At 67.3% G+C, this 24,122-nt stretch carries 25 protein-coding genes; 15 read left to right on the top strand and 10 right to left on the bottom strand.

Features of this window, described 5'->3' with window-relative positions:
• The 8 genes from Q0W90_RS13090 to Q0W90_RS13055 form a co-directional block, all read left to right on the top strand.
• The coding region (locus Q0W90_RS13090; protein ID WP_297774854.1) for a DUF1214 domain-containing protein at nucleotides 1-1,134 on the top strand (1,134 nt) is incomplete at its 5' end.
• A 32-nt stretch (nucleotides 1,135-1,166) separates the two neighbouring features.
• On the top strand, nucleotides 1,167-2,081 hold the full coding sequence (locus Q0W90_RS13085; protein WP_297774852.1) for an alpha/beta hydrolase: 915 nt from the start codon (nucleotides 1,167-1,169) through the stop codon (nucleotides 2,079-2,081).
• Between the two features lie 191 nt (nucleotides 2,082-2,272).
• Nucleotides 2,273-3,055 (top strand): LLM class F420-dependent oxidoreductase, encoded by a 783-nt coding sequence (locus tag Q0W90_RS13080; RefSeq protein ID WP_297700256.1) that lies wholly within the window; start codon nucleotides 2,273-2,275, stop codon nucleotides 3,053-3,055.
• Nucleotides 3,056-3,177: 122 nt separating this feature from the next.
• Nucleotides 3,178-3,918, top strand: a complete 741-nt coding sequence (locus tag Q0W90_RS13075) for a GntR family transcriptional regulator (RefSeq protein WP_297774850.1) — start codon at nucleotides 3,178-3,180, stop codon at nucleotides 3,916-3,918.
• Between the two features lie 50 nt (nucleotides 3,919-3,968).
• Complete coding sequence (locus Q0W90_RS13070; protein ID WP_297774848.1) at nucleotides 3,969-5,786, top strand: ABC transporter substrate-binding protein/permease; 1,818 nt, start codon at nucleotides 3,969-3,971, stop codon at nucleotides 5,784-5,786.
• Nucleotides 5,783-6,532: an amino acid ABC transporter ATP-binding protein gene (locus Q0W90_RS13065; protein WP_297600155.1), complete on the top strand. Its 750-nt coding sequence runs from the start codon at nucleotides 5,783-5,785 to the stop codon at nucleotides 6,530-6,532. Before Q0W90_RS13070 ends, Q0W90_RS13065 begins: the two co-directional genes overlap by 4 nt.
• A 64-nt stretch (nucleotides 6,533-6,596) precedes the next feature.
• Nucleotides 6,597-7,100, top strand: a complete 504-nt coding sequence (locus Q0W90_RS13060; protein WP_297600158.1) for a MarR family transcriptional regulator — start codon at nucleotides 6,597-6,599, stop codon at nucleotides 7,098-7,100.
• Nucleotides 7,101-7,158: 58 nt separating this feature from the next.
• Nucleotides 7,159-7,830, top strand: coding sequence for an SDR family oxidoreductase (locus tag Q0W90_RS13055; RefSeq protein WP_297774845.1), 672 nt, complete (start codon nucleotides 7,159-7,161; stop codon nucleotides 7,828-7,830).
• 6 nt (nucleotides 7,831-7,836) lie between these two features.
• Here Q0W90_RS13055 and leuS read toward each other — a convergent pair whose 3' ends face one another.
• Nucleotides 7,837-10,746 (bottom strand): leucine--tRNA ligase, encoded by a 2,910-nt coding sequence (gene leuS, locus Q0W90_RS13050; RefSeq protein WP_297774843.1) that lies wholly within the window; start codon nucleotides 10,744-10,746, stop codon nucleotides 7,837-7,839.
• Nucleotides 10,747-10,929: 183 nt separating this feature from the next.
• On the opposite strand from leuS, the gene Q0W90_RS13045 reads away from it, so the two are divergent.
• Together Q0W90_RS13045 and Q0W90_RS13040 are read left to right on the top strand one after the other, a co-directional pair.
• Nucleotides 10,930-12,063 (top strand): LpqN/LpqT family lipoprotein, encoded by a 1,134-nt coding sequence (locus Q0W90_RS13045; RefSeq protein WP_297774841.1) that lies wholly within the window; start codon nucleotides 10,930-10,932, stop codon nucleotides 12,061-12,063.
• Between the two features lie 67 nt (nucleotides 12,064-12,130).
• Nucleotides 12,131-12,472, top strand: coding sequence for a hypothetical protein (locus tag Q0W90_RS13040; RefSeq protein WP_297600297.1), 342 nt, complete (start codon nucleotides 12,131-12,133; stop codon nucleotides 12,470-12,472).
• Between the two features lie 18 nt (nucleotides 12,473-12,490).
• Here the strand turns inward: Q0W90_RS13040 and Q0W90_RS13035 are convergent, their stop codons facing one another.
• Nucleotides 12,491-13,096: a YqgE/AlgH family protein gene (locus Q0W90_RS13035; RefSeq protein ID WP_297600301.1), complete on the bottom strand. Its 606-nt coding sequence runs from the start codon at nucleotides 13,094-13,096 to the stop codon at nucleotides 12,491-12,493.
• A 145-nt stretch (nucleotides 13,097-13,241) separates the two neighbouring features.
• Here Q0W90_RS13035 and Q0W90_RS13030 point away from each other — a divergent pair, with 145 nt between their 5' ends.
• Nucleotides 13,242-14,528: an MFS transporter gene (locus Q0W90_RS13030; protein ID WP_297774838.1), complete on the top strand. Its 1,287-nt coding sequence runs from the start codon at nucleotides 13,242-13,244 to the stop codon at nucleotides 14,526-14,528.
• Nucleotides 14,529-14,578: 50 nt separating this feature from the next.
• On the top strand, nucleotides 14,579-15,352 hold the full coding sequence (locus Q0W90_RS13025; RefSeq protein WP_297774836.1) for a TIGR03084 family metal-binding protein: 774 nt from the start codon (nucleotides 14,579-14,581) through the stop codon (nucleotides 15,350-15,352).
• A gap of 126 nt (nucleotides 15,353-15,478) precedes the next feature.
• Here Q0W90_RS13025 and Q0W90_RS13020 read toward each other — a convergent pair whose 3' ends face one another.
• A complete protein-coding gene (locus tag Q0W90_RS13020) occupies nucleotides 15,479-15,805 on the bottom strand; it encodes a DUF2710 family protein (RefSeq protein WP_297774855.1) in 327 nt (108 codons plus the stop codon).
• A gap of 45 nt (nucleotides 15,806-15,850) precedes the next feature.
• A complete protein-coding gene (locus Q0W90_RS13015; RefSeq protein ID WP_297600319.1) occupies nucleotides 15,851-17,470 on the bottom strand; it encodes a DUF5631 domain-containing protein in 1,620 nt (539 codons plus the stop codon).
• Between the two features lie 82 nt (nucleotides 17,471-17,552).
• Between Q0W90_RS13015 and Q0W90_RS13010 the strand changes: the two genes are divergently transcribed.
• Entirely contained in the window at nucleotides 17,553-17,696 is a 144-nt protein-coding gene (locus Q0W90_RS13010; RefSeq protein WP_014378759.1) for a hypothetical protein, read from the top strand.
• 34 nt (nucleotides 17,697-17,730) lie between these two features.
• Here Q0W90_RS13010 and Q0W90_RS13005 read toward each other — a convergent pair whose 3' ends face one another.
• From Q0W90_RS13005 to Q0W90_RS12980, 6 genes are all read right to left on the bottom strand, one after another.
• On the bottom strand, nucleotides 17,731-18,042 hold the full coding sequence (locus Q0W90_RS13005) for a DUF2694 family protein (RefSeq protein ID WP_297600328.1): 312 nt from the start codon (nucleotides 18,040-18,042) through the stop codon (nucleotides 17,731-17,733).
• Nucleotides 18,039-18,356: an ESX-1 secretion-associated protein gene (locus tag Q0W90_RS13000; RefSeq protein WP_297600331.1), complete on the bottom strand. Its 318-nt coding sequence runs from the start codon at nucleotides 18,354-18,356 to the stop codon at nucleotides 18,039-18,041. The genes Q0W90_RS13005 and Q0W90_RS13000 overlap by 4 nt, the downstream gene beginning before the upstream one ends.
• A 50-nt stretch (nucleotides 18,357-18,406) precedes the next feature.
• Nucleotides 18,407-19,837: a DUF4226 domain-containing protein gene (locus Q0W90_RS12995; protein ID WP_297774833.1), complete on the bottom strand. Its 1,431-nt coding sequence runs from the start codon at nucleotides 19,835-19,837 to the stop codon at nucleotides 18,407-18,409.
• A 130-nt stretch (nucleotides 19,838-19,967) separates the two neighbouring features.
• Nucleotides 19,968-20,330: a DUF4226 domain-containing protein gene (locus tag Q0W90_RS12990; RefSeq protein WP_297595826.1), complete on the bottom strand. Its 363-nt coding sequence runs from the start codon at nucleotides 20,328-20,330 to the stop codon at nucleotides 19,968-19,970.
• Between the two features lie 48 nt (nucleotides 20,331-20,378).
• On the bottom strand, nucleotides 20,379-21,203 hold the full coding sequence (locus Q0W90_RS12985) for a C40 family peptidase (protein WP_297774831.1): 825 nt from the start codon (nucleotides 21,201-21,203) through the stop codon (nucleotides 20,379-20,381).
• Nucleotides 21,200-21,973, bottom strand: a complete 774-nt coding sequence (locus Q0W90_RS12980; RefSeq protein WP_297595824.1) for a helix-turn-helix transcriptional regulator — start codon at nucleotides 21,971-21,973, stop codon at nucleotides 21,200-21,202. Before Q0W90_RS12980 ends, Q0W90_RS12985 begins: the two co-directional genes overlap by 4 nt.
• Before the next feature lie 144 nt (nucleotides 21,974-22,117).
• On the opposite strand from Q0W90_RS12980, the gene Q0W90_RS12975 reads away from it, so the two are divergent.
• Both Q0W90_RS12975 and Q0W90_RS12970 read left to right on the top strand, forming a co-directional pair.
• Nucleotides 22,118-22,534: a WhiB family transcriptional regulator gene (locus Q0W90_RS12975; protein ID WP_297595823.1), complete on the top strand. Its 417-nt coding sequence runs from the start codon at nucleotides 22,118-22,120 to the stop codon at nucleotides 22,532-22,534.
• Nucleotides 22,535-22,629: 95 nt separating this feature from the next.
• The gene (locus Q0W90_RS12970; RefSeq protein ID WP_297595822.1) at nucleotides 22,630-24,012 is read left to right on the top strand and encodes an acyl-CoA dehydrogenase family protein; all 1,383 of its coding nucleotides are present in this window, start codon (nucleotides 22,630-22,632) and stop codon (nucleotides 24,010-24,012) included.
• Nucleotides 24,013-24,122: the final 110 nt, after the last annotated feature.

Below are 24,122 nucleotides of genomic sequence, written 5' to 3'. Positions count from 1 at the left end.
GCGGGCGAACGGGTCTTCAAGGACCACAACCCCTCGTCGGGTACGCATCGGGTCGATGCCTACCGGTTTCTCACCCAAAACCTCGGTCAGGCCTTCGACCTCGCCCTGGAGACCAGCGACACCGGCTACCCGTCGCTACACACCTTCTGCGGCCCCACCCGTAAGCTCGGCGGCGACTGCGCCGATTTCACCTATCAGCAGGCGTGGATCGATGGGCACTCGACCTACCGGCTCACCGGCACCCGCGGCACCTCGCGGTTTTTCAACGTCACCGTGCAGGGGCGACGCACACCCGGCCCGGGCACGCTGCACGAGCCCTTCGGTGACACACCGGAGGCCAACCTGCTCGGCCATCAACTGGTCATCAGCGAACACGGGGACCTCGAGCTCTACATCGGTGGACCCGAGCGTGGACCCAACTGGCTTCCCACCACGCCCGAGTCACGAAAGCTGTTCATCCGCCAGGGATTCGACCGCTGGGACGAACTTCCGGCGCAGCTGCGCATCGAGCGCGTCGACATGGCCTCCCCCAAACCGTTGCCCGCGCCCGCCGACATGGTCGAGGCGATGCGCTGGGCCGGCGAGTTCGTCACCGGACTGATGTCGGACTGGCCCGAGTTCCCCTTCGCCTACGGCGGGGTCGACGCCGACCACCCGAACAGCTTCCCGCGCGTCGGCGCGACCGACGCCGACCGAAAGCGCGGCCGCGCCGGCGCCAACATGTACTGGGAGCTGGCGTCCGACGAGGCGCTGATCGTCGAATTCGACGCCCACGACGGGTTGTGGATGTTCACCAACATGGGGGTCTTCTTCACCAGCATGGACTACCTGTACCGCCCGGTGAGCTACACGCCGAGCCGCACCAGGATCGACGGGGACGGGCGCATCCGGCTGGTGATGGCTCATCGTGATCCCGGCGTGCACAACTGGCTGGACACCCAGGGCTTCGAACGCGGCAACCTGACCTACCGGCACATGCTCGAGGGCCAACCCGCGGCGCTGGACACCCGGGTGGTCAAGCACGACGAGCTGCCCGGCGCGCTGCCCGACGACACCGCCACGGTGAGCGCCGAGGAACGTGCCGCCGCGATGTGGGAACGCTTCCGCGGCATTCGCCGCCGCTACGTCCTGTAGCGCGATGGTGGCGAAGACTAGGGTCAAAGATCGTGACCGAAGTATCTGAGGACGGGCTGGCGGAGTTATCTGAATTCGCGCTGCTGCAAGAGAACGCCGAGCAGGCCGGAGTGTCCGGCCCACTGCCCGACGTCGAGCGCGTCGAGTCGGGCACGGGTGAAGACAAGATCAGCGCGCTGCGCTGGGGTGGCGCTCCCCCGCGGATCGTGTTCATCCACGGTGGCGGACAGAACGCGCACACCTGGGACACGGTCATCGTCGGCGTCGGCGAGCCCGCGCTGGCGGTCGACCTTCCCGGCCACGGCCACTCCGCCTGGCGCGAGGACGGCGACTATTCGCCGCGGCTCAACGTCGACACCTTGCTGCCCATCCTGCGCGAACACGCAAGGACGGCCGACCTCGTCGTCGGCATGTCGCTGGGCGGACTGACCGCGATCCGGCTGGGCGCGGTGGCACCCGAGTTGGTCAAAGAACTCGTGCTGATCGACGTCACCCCCTCGGCGCTGCAACGCCATTCCGAGATGACCAAGGAGCAGCAGGGCACGGTGGCGCTGATGCACGGGGAACGGGAGTTCCCCAGCTTCCAGGCCATGCTGGACTTGACGATCGCCGCGGCGCCGCACCGCGAGGTGAAGGCGCTGCGCCGGGGGGTGTTCCACAACTCGCGCAAGCTGGACAACGGGAAGTGGACGTGGCGCTACGACGCGATCCGCACCTTCCCCGACTTCGCCGGCCTGTGGGACGACGTCGACGCTTTGTCCGCACCCGTGACCCTCATACGTGGTGGCTCGTCGGGCTTCGTCAGCGACGAGGATGCGGCCGAGCTAGGCCGCCGCGCAAAGCATTTCCGGACCGCACACGTGGTCGAGAACTCGGGACACTCCGTGCAGAGCGACCAACCCCTCGCCCTGATCGACCTGCTGCGCGGGGTGCTCGACGCGCGCTGAGCCCTCGTGGCAATGGCCGGTGCACTGCTACGAGATCCCCACCCGGTCAAGCGATTTCGTGAGGATTCCGCGACTGAAGGGTTGTGCATCCACCGCATGAGACGCATGCCCACCGCCTACGCCGGCACGCATTGCGTGGTACACGAACAGGTCGAAGCGACGCCGGTGGACTGACGGCCTACGGTGGGCGCATGACTCGCGACGACATCCGCATCGGTGTGCAGCTACAACCCCAACACGCCCCGCAGTACAGCCAGATTCGCGACGCCGTGCGCCGGTGTGAAGACATCGGCGTGGATATCGCCTTCAACTGGGACCACTTCTTCCCGCTCTACGGCGACCCGGACGGCGCACATTTCGAGTGCTGGACGATGCTCGGCGCCTGGGCCGAGCAGACGTCGCGCATTCAGCTCGGTGCGCTGGTGACGTGCAACTCCTATCGCAACCCGGAACTACTCGCCGATATGGCCCGCACCGTCGACCATATTTCCGGAGGTCGACTCATCCTGGGCATCGGTTCGGGATGGAAACAAAAGGACTACGACGAGTACGGCTACGAATTCGGTACCGCCGGCAGCCGCCTGGACGACCTGGCGACCGCACTCCCCCGGATCAAGAACCGACTGGCCAAGCTGAATCCAGCGCCCACCCGGGAGATCCCGGTCCTGATCGGCGGCGGGGGCGAACGCAAGACGCTGCGGCTGGTCGCCGAACACGCCGACATCTGGCACAGCTTCACCACCGCCGACGAGTTCCCGGCCAAATCGGAGGTCCTGGAGCGCCACTGCGCCGACGTCGGTCGCGATCCGGCCGGCATCGAACGCTCGGCGGCGGTGAAAAACGGCGGCGAACTGCTGGCCGACGCCGAAACGCTCATCGGCCTCGGCGTCACACTGCTGACGGTGGCATGCGACGGTCCGGGTTACGACCTGAGCGATGCCGAAGCGCTGTGCACGTGGCGCAATAACCGTTAAACGGTCCGCCGCCACGTTTTGCTTCAGGTTCATCGGCCAAACACCTAAACCCCCGCGTCAATTCGTGAGAAACTCTCAGCGCTAGATGGCCGAACCGGGTGCGAAAGAGACTCAGCAAAAAGATGCCGAAGAAATACGGGGTCAAAGAAAAGGACCTGGTTGTTTCGCACATCCTCCACCTGTTGTTGACCGGCAAGCTGCGGAGCGGGGATCGCGTCGATCGCAATGAAATCGCGGTGGGCTTGGGAGTCAGCCGGGTCCCCATTCAAGAGGCATTGGTCCAACTCGAACACGACGGCATTGTGTCCACCCGTTACCACCGCGGCGCCTTTGTCGAGCGGTTCGATCAAGCCACCGTCTTCGAACACCACGAGCTCGACGGGTTGCTCACCGGGACTGCGTCCGCACGCGCGGCGACCAATCCGACCCCGCGGATCCTGGGACAGCTCGATTCCCTCATGCGCTCGCTGCGCACGGCCAAGGATCCGCGCGCGTTCACCGACATCGCGGCCGAATATCGGCGCACCGTCAACGACGAGTACGCCGGGCCCCGGCTGCACGCCACGATTCGCGCCTCGCAAAACCTCATCCCCCGCGTGTTTTGGACGACCTATCAGAGCGGCCGCGAGGAAATGCTGCCGTTCTACGAAGACGAAACCTCCGCAATACACCGCCGCGACCCCGACGGCGCACGGGCGGCGTGCGTCGACCGCTCCTATCTGATGGCGCAGACCATGCTTGCCGAGCTGTTTCGGCGCAGGGTCTTCACGCCGTCCGAGGACGTCGGTCGCGTGGTTCCCGGTCCCCTTCAGGTACTCACCGGCGTGGATACGGTCTGCGGCGAAGCGTCGTTGGCGCTGTAGAACCGGCTCTGATCGGCTCGTGCCGTCGACCAGTCGATACGGTGGCCTTGATGAGTTTGCCCGTGGGCGGGCGCGGCACGCGCCTCGCAAAGCTACTCGCACTGGCCGCGACATTGCTGGTGGTGTGGGGATCGGCGTCGATCACGCTGGCGAGTCCCGCCGGCGCCGACCGGAACCAATGCGCGCCCGCCGGCCCGAAAAGCGCGACCGTGTTGCCCGAGAATCTGGCCCACAGCGGTTCCATGGGCCGGCCCGACGAGCACACCACGGGAAGCGTCGAGCCGCTGAGTTCGGTGAACATCGAGACCCTGGGGTTGGGCACGCCGGGGGTGTTGACCGTCGGCACGCTCTCGGGTGCGCCGCCCCACATCTGCATCACCCCCACCGGCCAGTACAGCGGCTTCGACAACCAGCTGCTACGGGCGATCGCCCGTAAGCTCGGCCTCCAAGTCCGGTTCGTCGGCACGGATTTCGCCGGGCTGCTCGCCCAGGTGGCGACGCACCGCTTCGACATCGGCTCATCGTCGATCAAGGCCACCGACGAGCGCCGCCGAACCGTCGCCTTCACCAACGGCTACGACTTCGGTTACTACTCGTTGGTGGTGCCCCCCGGCTCCGCGATCAAGGACTTCGGCGAGCTGACCCCGCGGCAGCGTATCGGCGTGGTGCAAGGGACCGTCGAAGAGTCCTACGTCGTCGACAATCTCCATTTGCAGCCGGTGAAGTACCCCGACTTCACCACCGTGTACGCCAGCCTCAAGACCCGCCAGATCGACGCGTGGGTGGCGCCGGCCGGGGAGGCTGCCAGCACGATCCGGCGCGGCGATCCGGCGGTCGTAGTGGCGCACACCTTCAGCGACGAGGGATTCGTGGCATACGCGGTCGCCAAGGACAACAAGCCGTTGGTCGACGCGCTGAATTCCGGGTTGGATGCCGTCATCGCCGACGGCACCTGGTCAAACCTGTACTCGCAGTGGGTACCCCGCACCTTGCCGCCGGGCTGGAAACCCGGCTCCCTGGCCGCCCCGGCGCCGACCCTGCCGGATTTCGCCGCCATCGCGGCGAATCAGCACCACAAGGAGGTGGGCCCGGCCGCGCCGAAGTCGACGCTCGCGCAGTTGCGTGATTCGTTCTTCGACTGGCACATGTACCGGCAGGCCATTCCCGCGCTCTTCAGCACCGGATTGCCCAACACGTTGATTTTGACCAGCACCGCCAGCGTGATCGGCTTGGCGCTGGGCATGCTGCTGGCGGTCGCCGGGATCTCGCAGTCGCGCTGGCTGCGCTGGCCGGCGCGGGTGTACACCGACGTGTTCCGGGGGCTTCCGGAAGTGGTGATCATCCTGATCATCGGGCTCGGTGTCGGGCCCATCGTGGGCGGGTTGACGAACAACAACCCCTACCCGATCGGCGTTGCCGCGTTGGGCATGATGGCCGCCGCCTACATCGGCGAAATTCTGCGATCGGGGATTCAAAGCGTGGAGCCCGGGCAGCTGGAAGCGTCCCGCGCGCTGGGATTCAGCTATTCGGCGGCGATGCGTTTAGTGGTCGTGCCGCAGGGCGTCCGCCGGGTGCTGCCCGCACTGGTCAATCAGTTCATCGCCTTGTTGAAAGCTTCTGCGCTGGTGTACTTCCTGGGCCTGGTCGCCGACCAGCGGGAGCTGTTCCAGGTTGGCCGGGACCTCAACGCGCAGACCGGCAACCTGTCGCCGCTCGTCGCCGCCGGCGCCTTCTACCTGATATTGACCGTGCCGTTGACGCATTTGGTGAATTACATCGACGCGCGGCTGCGCCGTGGTCGCGCCGCGGTCGATCCCGAAGAGCGGCCCGACATGCTCACCTCGACGTTCGGCCCGGAGATCACGTGACTCCCAGCCCCGCCGACCGGTCATCAGTTTCATTGGCGTGCAACGGTCTTCACAAAACTCTGGACGGCACAGCGGTGCTGCGTGGCGTCGATATCGAGGCCCCGGCCGGCAGCACCGTGGCGGTCATCGGGCCCTCCGGCTCGGGCAAGTCGACGCTGCTGCGCACGCTGAACCGCTTGTATGAGCCGGACAGCGGCGACATCCTGCTCGACGGTAAATCGGTGTTGAACGACGATCCAGACGAGCTCCGCCAGCGTATCGGCATGGTGTTCCAGCACTTCAATCTCTTCCCGCATCGCACCGTGCTGGACAACGTCGCGTTGGCACCGCGAAAGTTGCGGCGACTGCCCGCCGAAGAGGCCCGCGCGCTCGCGCTGACGCAGTTGGACCGAGTTGGCCTGAAACACAAGGCCGGTGTCCGACCCGGCACGCTGTCCGGCGGCCAACAACAGCGGGTGGCGATCGCCCGCGCGCTGGCGATGTCACCACAGGTGATGTTTTTCGACGAGGCGACCTCGGCGCTGGATCCCGAAATGGTCAAGGGAATCTTGGAACTCATCGCCCAGCTTGGTGCCGATGGCATGACAATGGTTGTCGTGACCCACGAAATGGGTTTCGCGCGGTCGGCATCGGACGCGGTGGTATTCATGGATCACGGCAGGGTTGTGGAATCGGGTCCTCCCGAGCAGATATTCGAAGCCGCCGAGACCGAACGGCTGCAGCGGTTTTTGTCCCAAGTGCTTTGATCTGCCCTGCCAATGGGCAATAGCTGCCTTGTACGCACCTGATAACGGGTTAGACTCCCGATCTATGGCGGACAGCGAATCGAACGCGGCCGAGGTTGCCGAGCTCGCCGAAGGTTTGCACAGAGCGCTGTCCAAATTGTTTGCCATGCTCCGGCGCGGAGATCCCAGTGGGGCCGCGGCCGGGGAATTGACCCTGGCGCAGCTTTCGATCCTGGTCACCCTGCTCGATCAGGGCCCGATTCGGATGACCGATCTGGCGGCGCACGAACGCGTGCGGACGCCGACCACGACGGTGGCGATCCGCCGGCTGGAGAAGGTGGGGCTGGTCAAGCGTTCCCGCGATCCATCCGACCTGCGGGCGGTCCTCGTCGACATCACCCCGCGCGGCCGAGCCGTCCATGGCGAGTCGCTGGCCAATCGGCGCGCGGTCCTGGCCGCGATGCTCAGCCAGCTCCCCACGCCCGATCTCGACACCCTGATGAAAGCGCTGGCACCGCTGGAACGGTTGGCCTCCGGCGACCCGACATCCGGTCCGGCAGGCGCGCCGCCCGCGCGCAAGGAAGCCTGAAACCCCCCGGCGTTCAACGTTTTTCGCCTGTATCCCCGGGCTCGGTAGACTTCTGTGCATGCCCACTGCACTCATCACCGGCGCCGGACGCGGGATCGGTACCGCAATCGCGACGGCTCTGGCCCCCACGCACACCCTGTTGTTGGCCGGCCGCCCATCGGATCGGCTCGACGCGGTCGCAGGGCGGCTCGATGCCACCACGTTCCCGCTGGACCTGACCGACGGCGGAGATATCGAGGCCGCCTGCGAAATCGTGGACGAACTCGACGTGCTGGTGCACAACGCCGGGTTATCGATCCCCGGGAACGTCGCCGACTCCGATGTCGACGAGTGGCGCGCCACCTTCGCCGTGAACGTCTTTGGACCCGTGGAACTTACGCTGGCGCTATTGCCCGCGCTGCGCCGTGCCCGCGGCCAGGTCGTCTTCATCAACTCCGGCGCGGGCCGCAACGTATCGCCCGGTATGGCCTCCTACTCGGCCAGCAAGTTCGCCATCCGCGCCTTCGCGGACTCCCTGCGCAACGACGAACCGGACCTGCGCGTCACCACGATCTATCCGGGCCGCACCGACACCGACATGCAACGTGAACTCATCGAGTTCGAAGGCGGCGCCTACGACCCCGCCAAGTTCTTGAGGCCGGAAACCGTTGCGGCCGCTGTCGCCAATGTGGTGGCCACCCCGCCCGACGGGCATGTCCACGAGGTGGTGCTTCGGCCCGCCGGGCGATAGGCGACGCTAAACGACCAGGTTGACCAGCCGGCCGGGAACCACGATCACCTTGCGCGGGTGGGCGCCCGCCAGGAACGCCTGCACCTTCTCGTCGGCCAGCGCGGCGGCTTTCAGGGTGTCCTGGTCGACGTCGGCCGCGACCACGACGCGTCCGCGCACCTTGCCGTTCACCTGCACCGGATATTCGACGGTGTCGTCGACGAGGTAAGCGGGGTCGGCCACCGGAAACGGGCCATGCGCCAGTGAGGTGGTGTGGCCGAGTCGCAGCCACAACTCCTCGGCCAGGTGCGGGGCCAGGGGCGCCAGCATCAGCACCAGCGGCTCCACCGCCGCGCGGGGCACCGCGTCACGGTGCTCCTTGGTGAGGTGGTTGGTGTATTCGATCAGCTTGGCCGCGGCGGTGTTATTGCGCAGTGCGGCATAGTCTTCCGCGACTCCGACGATGGAGCGATGCAGTACTCGCAGGGTGCTGGTGTCCAGATCCTGCGGGGGCCCGTCGACCACCCGTGTCTCGCCGGTCTGTTCGTCGACCACCAGCCGCCACACGCGCTGCAGGAAACGGTGGGCCCCCACCACGTCTTTGGTTGCCCAGGGCCGGGACGCTTCCAGCGGACCCATCGACATCTCGTAGACGCGCAGCGTGTCGGCGCCGTAGTCGTCGCAGATCTCGTCGGGTGAGATCGAATTCTTCAGGCTCTTACCGATCTTGCCGAATTCCTGGAAGACCTCGACTTCTCCCCCGGGACCCGGGTAAACGAAACGGCCGTCCCGCTCGATCACCTCTTCCGCCGGTACGTACGATCCGCGTGCGTCGGTGTAGGCGAACGCCTGGATGTACCCCTGGTTGACCAGACGACGGTAAGGCTCCCGCGAACTGACGTGGCCCAGGTCGTAGAGAACCTTGTGCCAAAAGCGCGCATACAGCAGGTGCAACACCGCGTGTTCGGCGCCGCCGACGTACAAGTCGACGCCACCGGGATCCTGCGGCCCGTGCTCGGCCGGCCGCGGGCCCATCCAATAGGCCTCATTCTTCTTGTCGCAGAACCGCTCCGAGTTATGCGGATCGGTGTAGCGCAGTTCGTACCAGGAGCTGCCGGCCCACTGCGGCATCACGTTGGTGTCGCGGCTGTAGGGCTTCAGGCCGTCGCCGAGATCCAACTCGACGTGCACCCATTCCGTCGCCTTCGCCAAGGGCGGCGAGGGTTCGCTGTCGGCATCGTCGGGATCGAACAGCACGGGCGAATAATCCGGCACGTCGGGCAGCTCCACCGGCAGCGCGGCTTCGTCGAGCGCATGCGCACGCCCGTCGCTGTCGTAGACGATCGGGAACGGTTCGCCCCAGTAACGCTGGCGGGCGAAAAGCCAGTCCCGCAGCTTGAATTCGATGCGGGCCCGGCCCCGGCCTTCGGCCTCCAACCGGGCGGTGATGGCTTCCTTGGCCGCAGCCACGCCCAATCCGTCGAGGTAGCCGGAGTTGACCAGCACCCCGTCGCCGGCGTAGGCGGCTTCCGAAATATCGCCTCCGGCAATGACTTCCACGATGGGCAGGCCGAACTCGTGGGCGAAGTCCCAGTCACGCTGGTCGTGGCCGGGGACGGCCATGATCGCCCCGGTGCCGTACCCGGCCAGGACGTAGTCGGCGATGAAGATCGGCACCGGCTTCCCGTTCGTGGGATTGGTGGCGTAACAGCCTAGGAAGACGCCGGTTTTCGTCTTGCTTTCCTGACGCTCGAGGTCCGATTTCGAGGCGATGGCCTGCCGATAGGCGGCGACCGCCTCGGTCGGTGTCGCGGCGCTGTACGTCCAACGCGGGTCGGTCCCGTCCGGCCAGGCGGTGGCCACCAGCTCGTCGACCAGGTCGTGCTCGGGGGCCAGCACCAGATAGGTGGCGCCGAACAGCGTGTCGGGCCGCGTGGTGAACACCTCGATGTCGACGGTCTCGCCATCCGAATTGGTCGCCGAAAACAGGGCTTTGGCGCCCGTGGACCGGCCGATCCAGTTGCGCTGCATGGCTTTGACAGGCTCCGGCCAATCCAGCACATCGAGGTCATCGAGCAGCCGGTCGGAATATGAGGTGATCCGCATCATCCACTGCCGCAACCGTTTCCGGAACACGGGGAAATTGCCTCGGTCGCTGCGGCCGTCGGCGGTGACCTCTTCGTTGGCGAGCACGGTACCCAATCCGGGGCACCAGTTCACCATCGAGTCCGCCCGGTAGACCAGTCGGTGGCTGTCGATCACGTCGGCCCGCTCCCCCACCGACAGCCCGGCCCAGTCCCGCCCGTCCTCGAGGTGGCGCCCACCGGAGTCGAACTCGGCGACCAACTCCGCGATGGGGCGGGCCTTGTTGGCGGCGGTGTCGAACCAGGCGTTGTAGATCTGCAGGAATATCCACTGCGTCCACTTGTAGAACTCGGCATCGGTGGTGGAAAAGCTGCGCCGGCTGTCGTGGCCCAGCCCCAGGCGGCCCAGCTGGCGCCGGAAGTTCACCACGTTGGCCTCGGTCCGGGTGCGCGGGTGGGTGCCGGTCTGCACCGCGTATTGCTCGGCGGGTAGCCCGAAGGAGTCAAACCCCAACGCATGCAACACGTTACGACCCGTCATACGAAAGTAGCGGGCGTATACGTCCGTCGCGATGTAGCCGAGCGGGTGACCGACGTGCAGGCCCTCCCCCGACGGGTAGGGAAACATGTCCTGCACGAACAACTTGTCGTCCGGGACTGGGGCTCCGTCTACCGGGGCCAGCGATCCGACCGGGTTGGGCACGTTGAACGTCCCCAGCTTCGCCCAGTTGTCCTGCCACGTGCCCTCGATCCGGCCCGCCAGCGCCGCGGTGTAGCGATGCGGCAGCGCGGGGGAGTCCGGCTGGACGGTGCCAGAGCCGCTGCCTGGCGAAGTGGTCGGGGATTCGGTCACCTGAACAGGGTATAAGGGCCGACACGGCCGGTTCGCCGGCCACAGGTTGGTCTCGGTTCCGTTGCGCGTCGATCAGAGGTTCATTCCAGGTGTATTTCGAGCCTGTTCACCGCCTTTGACCTCTAGTTACAGTCACGACTATCGACGGCTTCTGGTAGTGAGCCATTGGAAGGACCGACGCAGATGATTGAGATCGTCCCCGTCCACCGGGCACTCCTTGGCGGTATGGTCGCTGGCCTGATGGGGTTGGCGGTTGTTGCGGGCGGCACGGCTTCGGCAGACCCGTTGCCTCCAGCGCCGGCGCCGGTTCCCGCCGTCCCCGCACAGGCACCGCAGAACCTCGGGCCCGAGCTGGTGCCTCCGAGCAGATACCTCGCCGCCCCGCAGGCCGCTAATCCCTTTGCGCCGCCCGCCACCGCCGGGACCCCGGCAACGGCGGCACCGGCCGCGGCCGCACCGGCGACCCCTCCGGCCCCGGCGCCCGCTCCCGCGACGTCCGGGACGATCCGTGAATTCCTGCAGTCGAAGGGTGTCAAGTTCGAGGCGCAGAAGCCGCAGAACTTCAAGGCACTCGACATCACCCTGCCGCTACCGGCTCGCTGGACCCAGGTGCCCGACCCCAACGTGCCCGACGCGTTCGCGGTCATCGCCGATCGGCGCGGGAGCAGCATCTATTCATCGAATGCCCAGGTGGTGGTGTACAAGCTGGTCGGTGATTTCGATGCGAAAGAGGCGATCACACACGGCTACGTCGACGCTCAGAAACTTCCGGCGTGGCAGCCCACGAACGCCTCGATGGCCGATTTCGGGGGTTTCCCGTCGTCCATCGTTGAGGGCACCTTCCGCGACGGGGACTTGACGCTGAACACCTCCCGCCGCCACGTCATCGTCACGTCGGGACCCGACAAATACCTCGTGTCGCTGGCGGTGACCACCGATCGTGCGGTGAGCGTCGCCGACGCACCGGCCACCGACGCCATCATCAACGGGTTCCGGGTCACCGCCCCCAGCGCGGCGGCTCCGGCGCCGGCCCAAGCGCCCGCTGCGTCTCCGGTCGGCCGGCCCGCCCAACCACCCGCCGTCGCTCCGGTCGCCCCGGCACCCGCCACCGCTCCGGTCCCCGCTACCGCTCCGGTCGCCCCGGCGGCCCCGGCACCCGCCACGGCCCCGTTGGTGCCGCTCGCCCAGACAACGCCCGCGACCCCGGCCCGCCTGCCCGCACAGACACCCTTGCCCAATCAGCAGCACACCCCCAGCCTGCTGGCCATGGTGCCGGGCCTGCCCCCGCTGCCGAACTTCTCGTTCCTTCAACACTGAGCCCTGGCGGCCCCACGCCCGCAGAGCCGGATGAGCGGGCCGGTAATCCGGCTCGTATTGTGAGGCCATGCTGATTGCGGGCGTGCTGTGCATGTGTGCGGCGGTGGCCTCGGCGGGGTTCGGCACCTGGTCGCTTGCGCACAACCGGAACTTTGGCGCGACGGCGCTGGCGCTGCGCGCCATGGCACCCACCCAGTTGGCGGCCGCGGTGATGCTGGGCGCAGGTGGCGCGGTGGCCCTGGCCGCGGTCCCGGACACCGCCCTGGTTGTGCTGGTCGTGTGTGTCGCGGGAGCGCTGGGGACGCTGGCCGCGGGCTCATGGCAGAGCGCGCGTTTCGCGTTGCGCCAGGAGGCGGTGGCGCCCGCCTGCGCGGGCAGCTGCGCCGGCTGCACGCAGTCGTGCCACTGAGCTGAGGCTGGGGGAGTGCTAGTTCCGGCTGATGTCGATCGGGTGGGTCGCGAGCAGCGAAAGCGGCAGTGGCTGCCGGCGCAGGACGTGGCCCCACAAATCCGACCTCGGCCCGACGAGAACGTCGGATGGCAAGGCGGACAACACAATCCAGTCGTCGCGTTCGATCTCGCCTTCCAGCTGACCGATGGTCCATCCGGAGTACCCCGCGAAGATCCGCACGCCTTCCACCAGTGGTGCGATCGTGTCGGGGTCGGCATCCAAATCGACCATCACCACCCGGCCGTCCACATGCCGTAGGCCCGGCACGTCTTGCGGATCCGCGCCGACGCGCAATGTCGCCAGACACAGCGCGGCGTCGCGCTTCACCGGGCCGCCGATGAACATCGTCTTCGGCTTCGCCGACAGGTTGGTCCACTGGGGCAGCACGTTGTACACCGCGGTTTCGCTGGCGCGGTTGAGGACGACACCCAGCGTGCCCCCGTCGTTGTGCTCGACGATGTAGATCACGCTGCGCCGAAAGGTCGGTTCGAGAAGGTCGGTGTTGGCGAGCAGCAAGGTGCCCGCGCGCACTCGTTGCGCGGCGGGTGCGACGTAGTCCTCTGGGTCCTCCGGCGGCGGCACCCCACCATCATCGCATCCACCCGATCGTGGCCCAGGGCAATCGAGAGGGCGGGCGACGACGATTTGTAGTGTTGTTGGGACGGCTCTGAGCGCGCGAGCTTGCCAGCCCCAATTGTGGAAGTCGGTTTCGGTGATCCCAACCCGGATGCAGTCCAGCGCACCCGTCGAAATCTGGCGGTCGGTGCGCGGCTTGCCGGACTTCTGGCGGCTGCTGCAGGTACGCATGGCAAGTCAGTTCGGTGACGGCCTGTTCCAGGCGGCGCTGGCCGGAGCGCTGTTGTTCAACCCGGATCGAGCGGCCGACCCCCTTTCCATCGCGCGCGCCTTCACGGTCCTGTTTTTGCCCTACTCGCTGCTGGGGCCGTTCGCTGGTGCACTGATGGATCGGTGGGACCGGCGCCTGGTCCTGGTGGGCGCCAACGCGGGCCGCTTGATCCTCATCGCCGCGATCGGCACGATCCTGGCGGTGCGAGCCGGCGACCTGCCGCTGTTGCTGGGTGCCTTGCTGGCCAATGGTTTGGCTCGGTTCGTCGGCTCCGGACTGTCGGCGTCGCTGCCGCACGTGGTGCCGCGCGAGCAGGTGGTGACGATGAACTCGGTGGCCATCGCGTCCGGGGCCATCGCAGCGTTCCTCGGCGCAAACTTCATGCTCGTGCCGCGGCTCATCGTCGGCGCCAACGACAGGGGCGCTTCGGCGATCGTCTTCATCACCGTGATTCCCGTGTCGATCGCGTTGCTGCTGTCGTGGCGGTTCGGCGCGCGCGCGCTGGGCCCCGACGACACCCGGCGCGCGATCCACGGACCGGTCTTCTACGCGGTGGTCACCGGCTGGCTGCATGGTGTGCGCACGGTGGCGCAGCGCCCGACCGTCGCTTCCACTCTGTCCGGCCTGGCCGCGCACCGGATGGTGGTCGGCATCAACTCGCTGCTGGTGTTGTTGTTGGTCCATCACATGCCCGACTCCGACGGTGGGGGATTCGGCACCGCGTTGCTGTTCTTCGGCGCCGCGGGGTTGGGCGCCTTTTTGGCGAACGTGCTGACACCGCCCGCGATCCGCCGCTGGGGGCGCTACGCCACGGCGAACGGTGCACTGGCGGCGTCGGCGATCATCGAGGTCGCCGGCGCCGAACTGCTGATCCCGGTCATGGTGGCGTGCGGCTTTCTGCTCGGCGTGACCGGGCAGATGGTCAAGCTTTGCGCCGACACGGCGATCCAGATCGATGTCGACGACCCTCTTCGCGGACATGTGTTCGCCGTGCAGGATGCGCTGTTCTGGGTCGCGTTCATCGTCGCGATCACGGTGGCCGGGATGCTGATTCCCGACGACGGGCACGCACCCGCGTTCGCACTATTCGGATCGCTGCTGTACCTGGCCGGCCTGGCCGCGCACAGCTTCATCGGGCGCCGCGGCGAACATGCGAACGATCGCTAAGGTAACGACGTGATTCGTCCGACGGCCACAGCCGACAGGGGAGAGCAGCGATGACCGGTCCCGCGCCGATAGTCGAGGACCTGCGCGCCGAAAGCGACGCGCTCGACGCCCTGGTCGCCCCGCTGGAGCCCCAACGATGGGCCGACCCCACGCCCGCGGCCGGCTGGACCATCGCGCATCAGATCGCGCACTTGCTGTGGACCGACCGGGTCGCCCTGATCGCGGTGACCGACGAGCCCGCATTCGCCGACGTACTGGCCGGCGCGGCCACCGACCCGACGGGCTTCGTCGACAAAGGCGCCGAAGAGCTCGCGGCCCTGGCGCCGGCAGAGCTGCTCGCCGACTGGCGCGGCACCCGTGGGCGGCTACACGAGGAGCTGCTCGGGGTCCCCGGCGGTCGCAAACTGCCGTGGTTCGGCCCACCGATGAGTGCGGCGTCGATGGCCACCGCGCGGTTGATGGAGACGTGGGCGCACGGTCTCGACGTCGCCGACGCCCTGGGCGTCACGCGGCCCGCGACCGAGCGCCTGCGGTCGATCGCTCATCTGGGGGTGCGCACCCGCGATTACGCCTTCGCGGTCAACAATCTGGCGCCCCCGGCCGAGCCGTTCCTGGTCGAGCTGCGTGGACCGGCCGGTGACACCTGGTCCTGGGGACCGCCGGAGGCTGAGCAGCGGGTCAGCGGCCCCGCGGAGGATTTCTGTTTCCTCGTCACGCAGCGGCGCCCGCTGAGCGCGCTCGACATCACTGTTCAGGGCGCCGACGCGCAACGTTGGCTGGAGATCGCCCAGGCTTTCGCGGGACCTCCCGGCCCCGGTCGATGAGCGCGTAAAACGCGCGAAGAGAGCCGGGGCCCATCAAGCGAAGCCCCGGTCGATGAGCGCGTAAAACGCGCGAAGAGAGCCGGGGCCCATCAAGCGAAGCCCCGGGCGATGAGCGCGTAAGCGCCGTCAGTGCAGGGGCGCGCCGTAACTCGCCCGGTTCTCGGCCTCCGCCTCTTCTCGCAGCGCTGTGATCGCCAGGTTGAGCCTGTCGGCCAACTCGCCGTGGCCATACCCGGTCATCACCCCGGGGTGCAGCGCCAGCTTGATCAACCGGCCGTCAGAATTCGCCACGGCGGATACGTCGCCCAGGTCGACGCTGTAGGTCACAGCCTCGGCCTGCGCCACCAGGGCTTCCCATTTGTCGGCCGCGTCGCTCAGTTCCCGAAGGACCGACTCGACGAGATCCTTATCGCTGAGATTCGCGCGACTGCCCGAACCCGACACGAGGGACAGTATCGTCGACCCCTCCGACCAGCGTCAATTCATACGCACAGGGTTCTAGGCTGAGCTGCCGGGCGCCGACACGGCGAGCTTGCGGTACCAGGCGAGGTGGTAGTTCGCCGACACCGGGTCCCCGCTGGCAATGCCTTCGGTGGCGGCCATCAACAGGCACTTGAGCAGCAGCGCCGGATTGACGTTCGGATACTGAACCAGGAGCTGATAACGGGCCGTGTCGAGATGCACCCGCAGCACGTCGACCTCCTGATCGACGACCGACGTGCCCGCAGCCGCGGCATCCGCCAGCCGCGCCACGATCTTGGGCAGCTCGGCCCGCCGATGGGTGGCCTCACTCAGCACTCGTGCGAGGTCATCGATGGCAGGAAGCTGACGCGGCTCCACGGACGAGCGTGTCGCGGCGAAGTCGGCCGAGCGGCGCAGCGAATCGCCGGGAGTGTACGTGACGACGCGCGCCGTTTCGCCGATCAGCGCGGCGACCCTGCCGCTGCGTCGCTCGGGTTCCAACAACCGCACTCCTGCCGGAAGGCTGATGCCAGAAGGTATCCATCCGTGGGCGAGATCGGTGACCAATACCGTCGACCCGTCGGCGCGATCCCCGATCGCCCAATTCAGCCGCGGCTCCTGCCGGACCACAAATTCGAGGAGCCGGTTCAGCCGTTCGTTGTCGAATCCTGTTGGAGCTATCGGTTTTTCGGTGTGCTCCTGCGCGATTACCGGCTCGTCCGCTGGCGCGTGGTGGCGTCCGACCTCGGCGGGTTCGTCAACGGGTGATGGCGCATTGTCGGCCGGCGCCTCGACGACCGGCTCGTCCCCGGTCACCACCGGAATGACCTGCGTCTCCTCGAGATGCGACGGATCGGCGGTCCCGGTCGCCTCGTCATCCACAACCGGCTCGTCTACGACGGGCTCGTCCACGACCGGCTCGTCCGCTGGCGCGTGGTGGCGGCCGGCGGGTTCGTCGGCCGGTTCCAGCGCATGGTCGGCTGGCGCCTCGACGACCGACTCCTCCTCGGTCACCACCGGAATGACCCGCGTCTCCTCGAGATGCGACGGGCCGGCCGTCCCGGCCGCCTCGTCATCGGGGGTGGGTTCCCGCCGCGCCTGCGGCTCGTCCGGGCGAGCGACCGGTTCGACCGCGCGCCGGCGACGCACTCGGATTGGTTCCTGGGGTGGCTCGGGTGCGCTCTGCGTGGGCGCCCGGGCGACGCGGTTGACCTGGCGGATTGCCGGCAGCACTTGCGTCTTTTCCAGGTCTGCACTGGGGGGCTCGAGGGCCGGTGGGGGAGCAGCGGGGGCTTGGGCGCCGCTCTGCACCGTATGCAGGTAGCGAATCGTCGATTCGACTCGGCGCCCAGCACGGGCCCGGGCTTCGCCGATGACTCGCGCCTCGGCTGCCTGCCGGGCAGGATCGGTCATTCCCGCCCGCTTCAGCGTCTTGAGTTCGTCGTTGGCGCCGTTGGCAATTCGTTGCAGGTCTGCCTTGAGATACTCTGCGAGAGTGGCGGTTTCGGCAGTGACCGTCGACAATTCGGCAGGCCACAGCCCGCCTGTCACCCAGGGGGTGCAGTCGATGGGAGAGCTGAAAGCCGGAATCGCCAGTGATTCCCGGGTAGCTCTCCGGAGGCGCTGACGCGCCGTCATCCGACCGAAGATCGCCACTGGCTAAGCGTACCGGCAGCGGCCGGGCGACTTATGCGGTCAGTGAATTGTGCGCCCGCAAAGGCCTGGGTACCGTGGGGACATGGCTGAATCTGCACTGCAGCAGCAACTCGACGAGGTGCGCGCCTTGCTCGCCCGCGCGCGAGAGTTGTTCGGCCCCAATCCCGTAGAACCGCCCACCGGTATCGCTCCCGATCCCAGCGCAGCGAAGCCGTGGCTGCGCTAGCGCGGCGACTCAGCTGCGGATCCGTCCGGGCCGGTTAACGCGCGCCGTTGCGGCGACGCAGCTTGTGCGCCAGCAACTTCTCGATGGCCGCATCGAGGTCTCGCGGGGTCGGAACCTCGGCGGAAGGGGTGTGCCCGGCCGCGACGATCTCGGCGCGAATCTCCAGCAATGCCTTGAGGCACGACACATCGGCGGTGAGCAGGATGCCCCGCGCCAGCGTCTCGGAGTCGGTTTCCATCGCCTCTTCACTCAGCGCGACGCTGTGCATGTATCCGCCGCGGCAAGAGCGGACGAGGATGTGCCCACTCGGATGAACAGTGTCAAAAGCGGGATTCGCGTCGGTCATCGACCGCGGTCGACGATGTCGCCGAACTTGCGTGCAGCCTCCTGCTCGTGCTGTTCCCACATCGTCGCCGATACGGTCAATTGGTCGGCCAAATCGGCGTGGTCAGCGGCCTGCTGCTCATAGCACTGGCGACGCAGCTCAAGCAGTTCGCGGCCGGCATCGCGAAGTTCACTGAAGATCGGGCCGAGCGAATCGAGGCTCTCCTGAATTGCCGCGTGCGACGACGGAACGGTGCGCAAGTACTCCGACGTGTCCTGGTGATGCGCGGCGGCCTGACGTAAGTGCCCGGGCACCACATGAATCGAATCTGCCATCCGCAATCTCCTGTTTACGACCGCCGTACGTACCGGCGACTTCATTTTTGTCAGGTGGTCGACGAGGTCGCCGGCCGGGTAGGTGTCGGTGGTTCGGGCTTGGCCGGCGTGGTCACGGTCGCGGCCGCCGCCGGCGGATGCTCCCAGCCTAGAAAGCCCGGCCCGCTCACGGTGGCGATGTGTTGAATTTGGCCATCGAGAAGCGCCTTACCGGGTCCCAGGGCGAGGGCGTGACGATCCGTCAACATCCCGATATCGCCCGGAGTCACCTGCAGGGCATCAATGGGGTTGACCACCGTCGTTCCCGGCGGGGGGAGGGTCATTCCCTGTTGTTGGAAGGCCTCCGCGATCGGAGTTCCGCCGATGGCGGACTGAATCGCGGCAGCCAACTGAGGGCTGGCGGCGGTCACGGTTTCGCCGTCGGGCAGGGTCACCGGCGTCGGGCCGGCCGCAGGCTCATCGGATGACATGCTCTGCGGCTCGTCGTTCTCGTCGCCGGGGCCGTCCGAGGCGTCGTGCGCGCTCGGGTCTTCCTCTTGGGCGTCCGGTTCGTCCTCGTCGGCCAGGTCCTGCAGCGCCGGATCGATTCCGTCGCCGCCCGGCAACCCCGAAAGGGGAAGGCCGCCGGGGGCGTCCCAACCCGCCATGGAGGCGGGCATGGTGCCCAGACCCGGGAGTGGCGCGCCCCCGAAGTTGGGCATCGCGGGCGCCATCGGCGTTTCCATCGCCGGCGCGCCGGGGGCGCCCGCCATCGGATCGGACCCCGGGGTGTCTGTAGGCAGCAGTTCGTCATCGTCGGCCAGCAACGAGTCCAGCAGCGGATCCCCGTCGGAGTCCATATCGTCGCTCGCTTGGTCGGCGCTGCCGACCGCGGGCGCATCACCAACGGGCACCGGCGCCGGAGGGTGTTCACCGGGCCGGTTCGGTTCGTTCTTGGACGCGTCATAGAGCGACGTCCATGCGGCCATCAGCGCCGATTTCGACGTGTCGTCCAGGCTCGCGTTCAGGACCACCGCGCGAATGTCCCTGAGCTTGCCGATGAGGAAGCGTTGGAAATCGCGCGCTCCGGCCGGGGTGTCCAGGTCTGATCTCATCCGCACGGCGGCTTCGGTTTCCTGTTGCAACGTGGTGAGCGCTTCCCTGCCGTCGACCGCACTCAGGTGCGCGTTCAGGATCGCCGAAACCACTTGCATGTCCAGTTGCGAGCTCGCCGAGTTCTGCTGTGCGAGAGCGGCTTCGGCGCTGGCGATGGCGTCCGCGGCGGCACCCGATTCGCGATCGGGCGGTGTCGCGGCGCCGAACACGTCAGCATGCTGTCGGCGGATCTTGCGCACGATTGCCTCGAGTTGCTCGGGGCGCGTGGTCGGGGTGGTCACGGCGGAGACTTCGGTCGGCGCCAATCCCGTCTGCCACGCGTTCGGATCGCCGGTGCGGTCTCGGACCGATTTGACCGCGGCGAGCAGATCGTCGTAGGTCGCCATCAGTCCGGCAGACAGCGCTGCGGCGGACCCTGCTGCGGGAAGTGGCGCGACCCCTCCATGCCCGGCGACAGTAGTCAGGGGCCTTCCTGCCGGCAATTCAGTGAGCTGCATGGTTGTGGACTAGTTCTGGCTAACTGCCGTCGGCGGTGTACTGCGCCCGAAGGTTCTCCAACGCAGCCTTTTTCGCTTGAGCGAGTTCACGAGCCCCGGCCACAACCGTGGTGATCTCCCGCTGCTTGGACAGCAGAAACTTCTGAAACTCGCGCGCTCCCATGGGCGTATCCACGGCGAGAGCCGCTTGCTGCACGACGGCGTGGTCGATCTGTTCGGCGATAGCGTCCAGTCGCCGGACGCTTTCGCGCGCTGCGGCATGAGCAGTGGTGAGCACGTCGGTGAGCACACGGTCGGCGTCGGACGTGGCACCGTGTTGGCTCGCCAGCGTCGATCGCCGCGCCTCAACGGCCTCTAACGAGAGGCCGGGTTGTTCCGGCATTGGCTCACCCTTCTCGTCGTACCCGCGCCGCCGGGCGAAGTTGGCGTGTCATATCGGTCGGCGTATCGCAATGTGGTTGACCAGTCGGCTTATTCGCACCGACGCGCCCGGATAGGGCGCCTCGACAACCAGGTTGTTGCCGATGGCCAGCTGGACGTGTCCGGCGTGCGGGAAGACCAGATCACCCGGCCGCACCTGCGAACGGGGCACCGGGAAGCCATCGTTGATCTGCTGATATGTGGTGCGGTCCAAGTGAATGCCGGCCTGTGCGTAGCTCCACTGAACCAGCCCGGAACAGTCGAATTGGTCGGGGCCGGTCGCTCCCCACACGTAGGGCCGGCCGAGTCGTGACAACGCGGCCCGCACCGCGAGCGCTGCGCGGTCGTGCGGTAGGCCCAGTAACGCGAGGCCGCGCGCATGCCGGAGCCGGTACCGCAATGCCAGCAGTGCCGCATGGTGCCGTCGCGCGCGCAGCCTCGCCGATACGACGTGGGCCCGTTGCGTACGCAGTCGCGTCGCGCGCCGGCGCATGGCCTCTCGCTGCGCCAACGGGGTCGACGGGATCGCCGTGGCGTCGGCACGGGCCGCGTCGAGGACGTTTTGGGTCAGGTCGCGGGCCTGCGCCCGGTCGTAGTGGGCGTCGGCGAGCAGGTCGGTGACGGCGGCGTCGGTCCCGGCCGCCGACGCGAGCCGTTGCCGGCCGTGGTCTACGGCGAGTCGGTAGCCGCCGCGGGCCAATCTGTCGTTCAGCCGGGCGGCCCGCCGCAACAGGCCGCGGTAGTGGCCGGTGTCCGCATCCAGGGATGAAGGCGTCGTGCGGCCGGCGAAAAGTTGATGCGCGCGGCTCAATGCCTCGACTTCGGTCTGGCTCACCGCGCCCCCTCGACACTGTCTTGGCTCGTCGACTCGACCGCCTCGGTGAAGGCCCGCACACGGGGGAGGGCACCCGGTGAAATGACGCCGCGATTGCGGATGTCCCAGATCTCGTCGACGTCGACGCCGACCAGCGCGGCGATGATCGTCTCCGGCAATGACGACTGTGCGCAGGCCCGGTCGAAGCGCGCGCTCAGGCTGGCGGGCATCCGCTTCAACAATGCCGTGCGCGTCGCCTCGAGGGCTTGCAGATGCTGCATCAGCCGGTCCGTCGAATCGGCGCCCGCGTTCACCGCCACCCGCCAGGAGCTGGCGGCGAGCATCTCCGCTTTCACGCACTGAGCGATCACAGACAGAATATACGTCTCATATTCGTTTGATGTTGTCGCAGGCAGTCGATCGATGACGGATCTGAGGGCATCGAGCTGGGCTTCGGCATAACCTTCCAGCACTTCGGTGTCGCTATGCCGGTCGACCACCACCGGTCCGGTGCGCCGCGCCGGCATCGCGGCGGGCGGCTGCGCGGCCATCAGGCGGGCCAATTCGGCGTCCGGATCGGCGGCCACCAGCAGTCGGGAGTAGGTGCCAGGCGGCAGGCCTAGCCCGTTTTCGATCTTCTGAACTGTGCTTTTGTGTGGTTTACGGGCGCCGCGTTCCAGAAAGCTCAGGCCCATGATGCTGACCCCGGTCGCGGCGGCGAGGTCGGCTAGTGACCAGTCCCGCGATTCCCGCAACGCGCGGATAGCCGCGCCGGCCGATTCACGGCTCACCACACGCTCCGGCCATAGGCCGGATAGTACACAGCCCCTGCCCCGGATATGCGTATATACGTTTCTGTCGACGTTTCCCTTGCGTTGACCGGCAATCTCTGTATACGCTTTTACCTACGTTTCACGCTTGACAAGGAGACCGACATGGGACACCCCTGCGCAGCCAACCCGGAGCTCTGGTTCGGCTACCCCGACGACGACGGTGGTGACGGCGCGGCGAAGGCGCGCGCATACGAGCGGTCGGCCACCGAGGCGCGCCTTCAATGCCTGCGCCGCTGCCCACTGGCGCAACAGCGCCGCTGCGCCCAACATGCCATCGCGCACCGCGAGGAGTACGGCGTGTGGGCGGGGGTGAAGCTGCCGGGCGGTCAATACCGCAAGCGTGACCAGCTCGCTCACGCCCACGACGTTCTGCGGCGCATTGCTTCTGGCGAGATCAACGCCCGCCAGCTGCCCGAGAATGCGGCGCTGCTGGCACGGCACGAGCACGAGGCGGTCGCGGTGGCCGCGGTCGTGTTGCATCTGCCGCTCGCCCACGTTGGGCCTCGTTCGGCTGCCTGACATTTCGCCGAAATCCCAGCTCGGCAGTTTGTTGAACCAGTCAACGGGGTAGTCGGGGTCGGCAAGACCAGTCTGTCGACCTTGAAGGCGCACCCATGACGTTCGACCTGACCCCGACGGCGGCACAACACGATCTCGCCCGACGCACGCATGAGTTCGCCGAATCCGTAATACGCCCAGTAGCGCTCGACTACGACCAGCGACAGGAGTTTCCCTGGCCGGTGCTCGAGGAGGCGGCTCAGCGAGGCTTCTACAGCCCGCTGTTCTATCGCGACCTGATCGGTGATCCGACCGGCATCTCGCTGCCCATGTTCATGGAGGAACTCTTCTGGGGCTGCGCCGGGATCGGGCTGGCCATCGTCATGCCGGCCTTGGCGCTCTCAGCGATCGGCCAGGCCGCATCCCCGGAACAGATGCTGGAGTGGGCGCCCGAATGTTTCGGCACACCAGGTGATCTCAAGCTCGCCGCACTTGCGATCTCCGAGCCGGAGGGCGGCAGCGATGTGCGAAACCTGCGCACCCGCGCGCGCCGCGACGGTGACGACTGGATCATCGACGGCCACAAGATGTGGATCGGCAACGGCGGCATCGCCAATGTGCACGTCGTCAACGCGGTGGTCGACGAGGAACTCGGCCATCGGGGTCAGGCGCTGTTCGTGGTGCCCGGCGGCACACCCGGGCTGAAGCTGCTGCGAAAGCTCGACAAGCTGGGCTGCCGAGCCTCCCATACCGCCGAGCTGCTCTTCGAAGGTGTGCGTGTGCCGGGCGCCAATCTGCTCGGCGGTGAGGAAAAGCTCGAACACAAACTCGCCAAGGCGCGAGAGGCCATGGCGGGTGGAAAACAGTCCGGCTCAGCGACGTTGGGTACCTTCGAGCAGACCCGGCCCATGGTCGCCGCCCAGGCCATCGGGATCGCCCGCGCGGCGTTGGAGTACGCGACCGCGTATGCCACCGAGCGTGAGGCGTTCGGCGGGCCCATCATCGACAACCAGGGCATCGCGTTCCCACTGGCGGAACTGGCCACGCAGATCGACGCGGCTCGGCTACTCACCTGGCGCGCGTCGTGGATGGCGGCCAACAACGTTCCCTTCGAGCGGGGAGAGGGCTCGATGTCGAAGATGGCCGCCAGCGAGGTAGCGGTCAAGGCCACCGAGCGCGCCATCCAAACCATGGGAGGCTGGGGCTACATCACCGATCACCCCGTAGAGAAGTGGTATCGGGATGCCAAGCTGTACACCATCTTTGAAGGAACCAGCGAGATCCAACGGATGGTCATCTCCAACGCACTGGGCGCTGCCGTAGGTACGCCGCCGCTTCATGTGGTGCTCGAGCCGTCCGGGGGCCCGTTGAACCGCGTTTTCGGGCGCGGCACCCCGCTGCGTTCCCGTGCCGCCGAAGCAGCCCTGTCGATGCGGGATCGTGTGCCCGAGCCGGTCATGCGACTGGCGATGAAGGTGCTGCGGCCCCCGGGAAAGTGAGTCGGCCGGGTACGGTCGCGGATGGCGGCGCTCTCGGAGGGCCGCGACGGAGGTGTACGATGAGCAACCTTGAAGCCGCACCGGCCGAAGTCGCCTGTGCTGCTTCGCAT

This window comes from Mycobacterium sp. (assembly GCF_025933915.1).
GTDB lineage: Bacteria > Actinomycetota > Actinomycetes > Mycobacteriales > Mycobacteriaceae > Mycobacterium.
The sequence above is the reverse complement of the archived record's forward strand: the minus strand, read 5'-3'. Positions and strand labels throughout refer to the sequence as shown.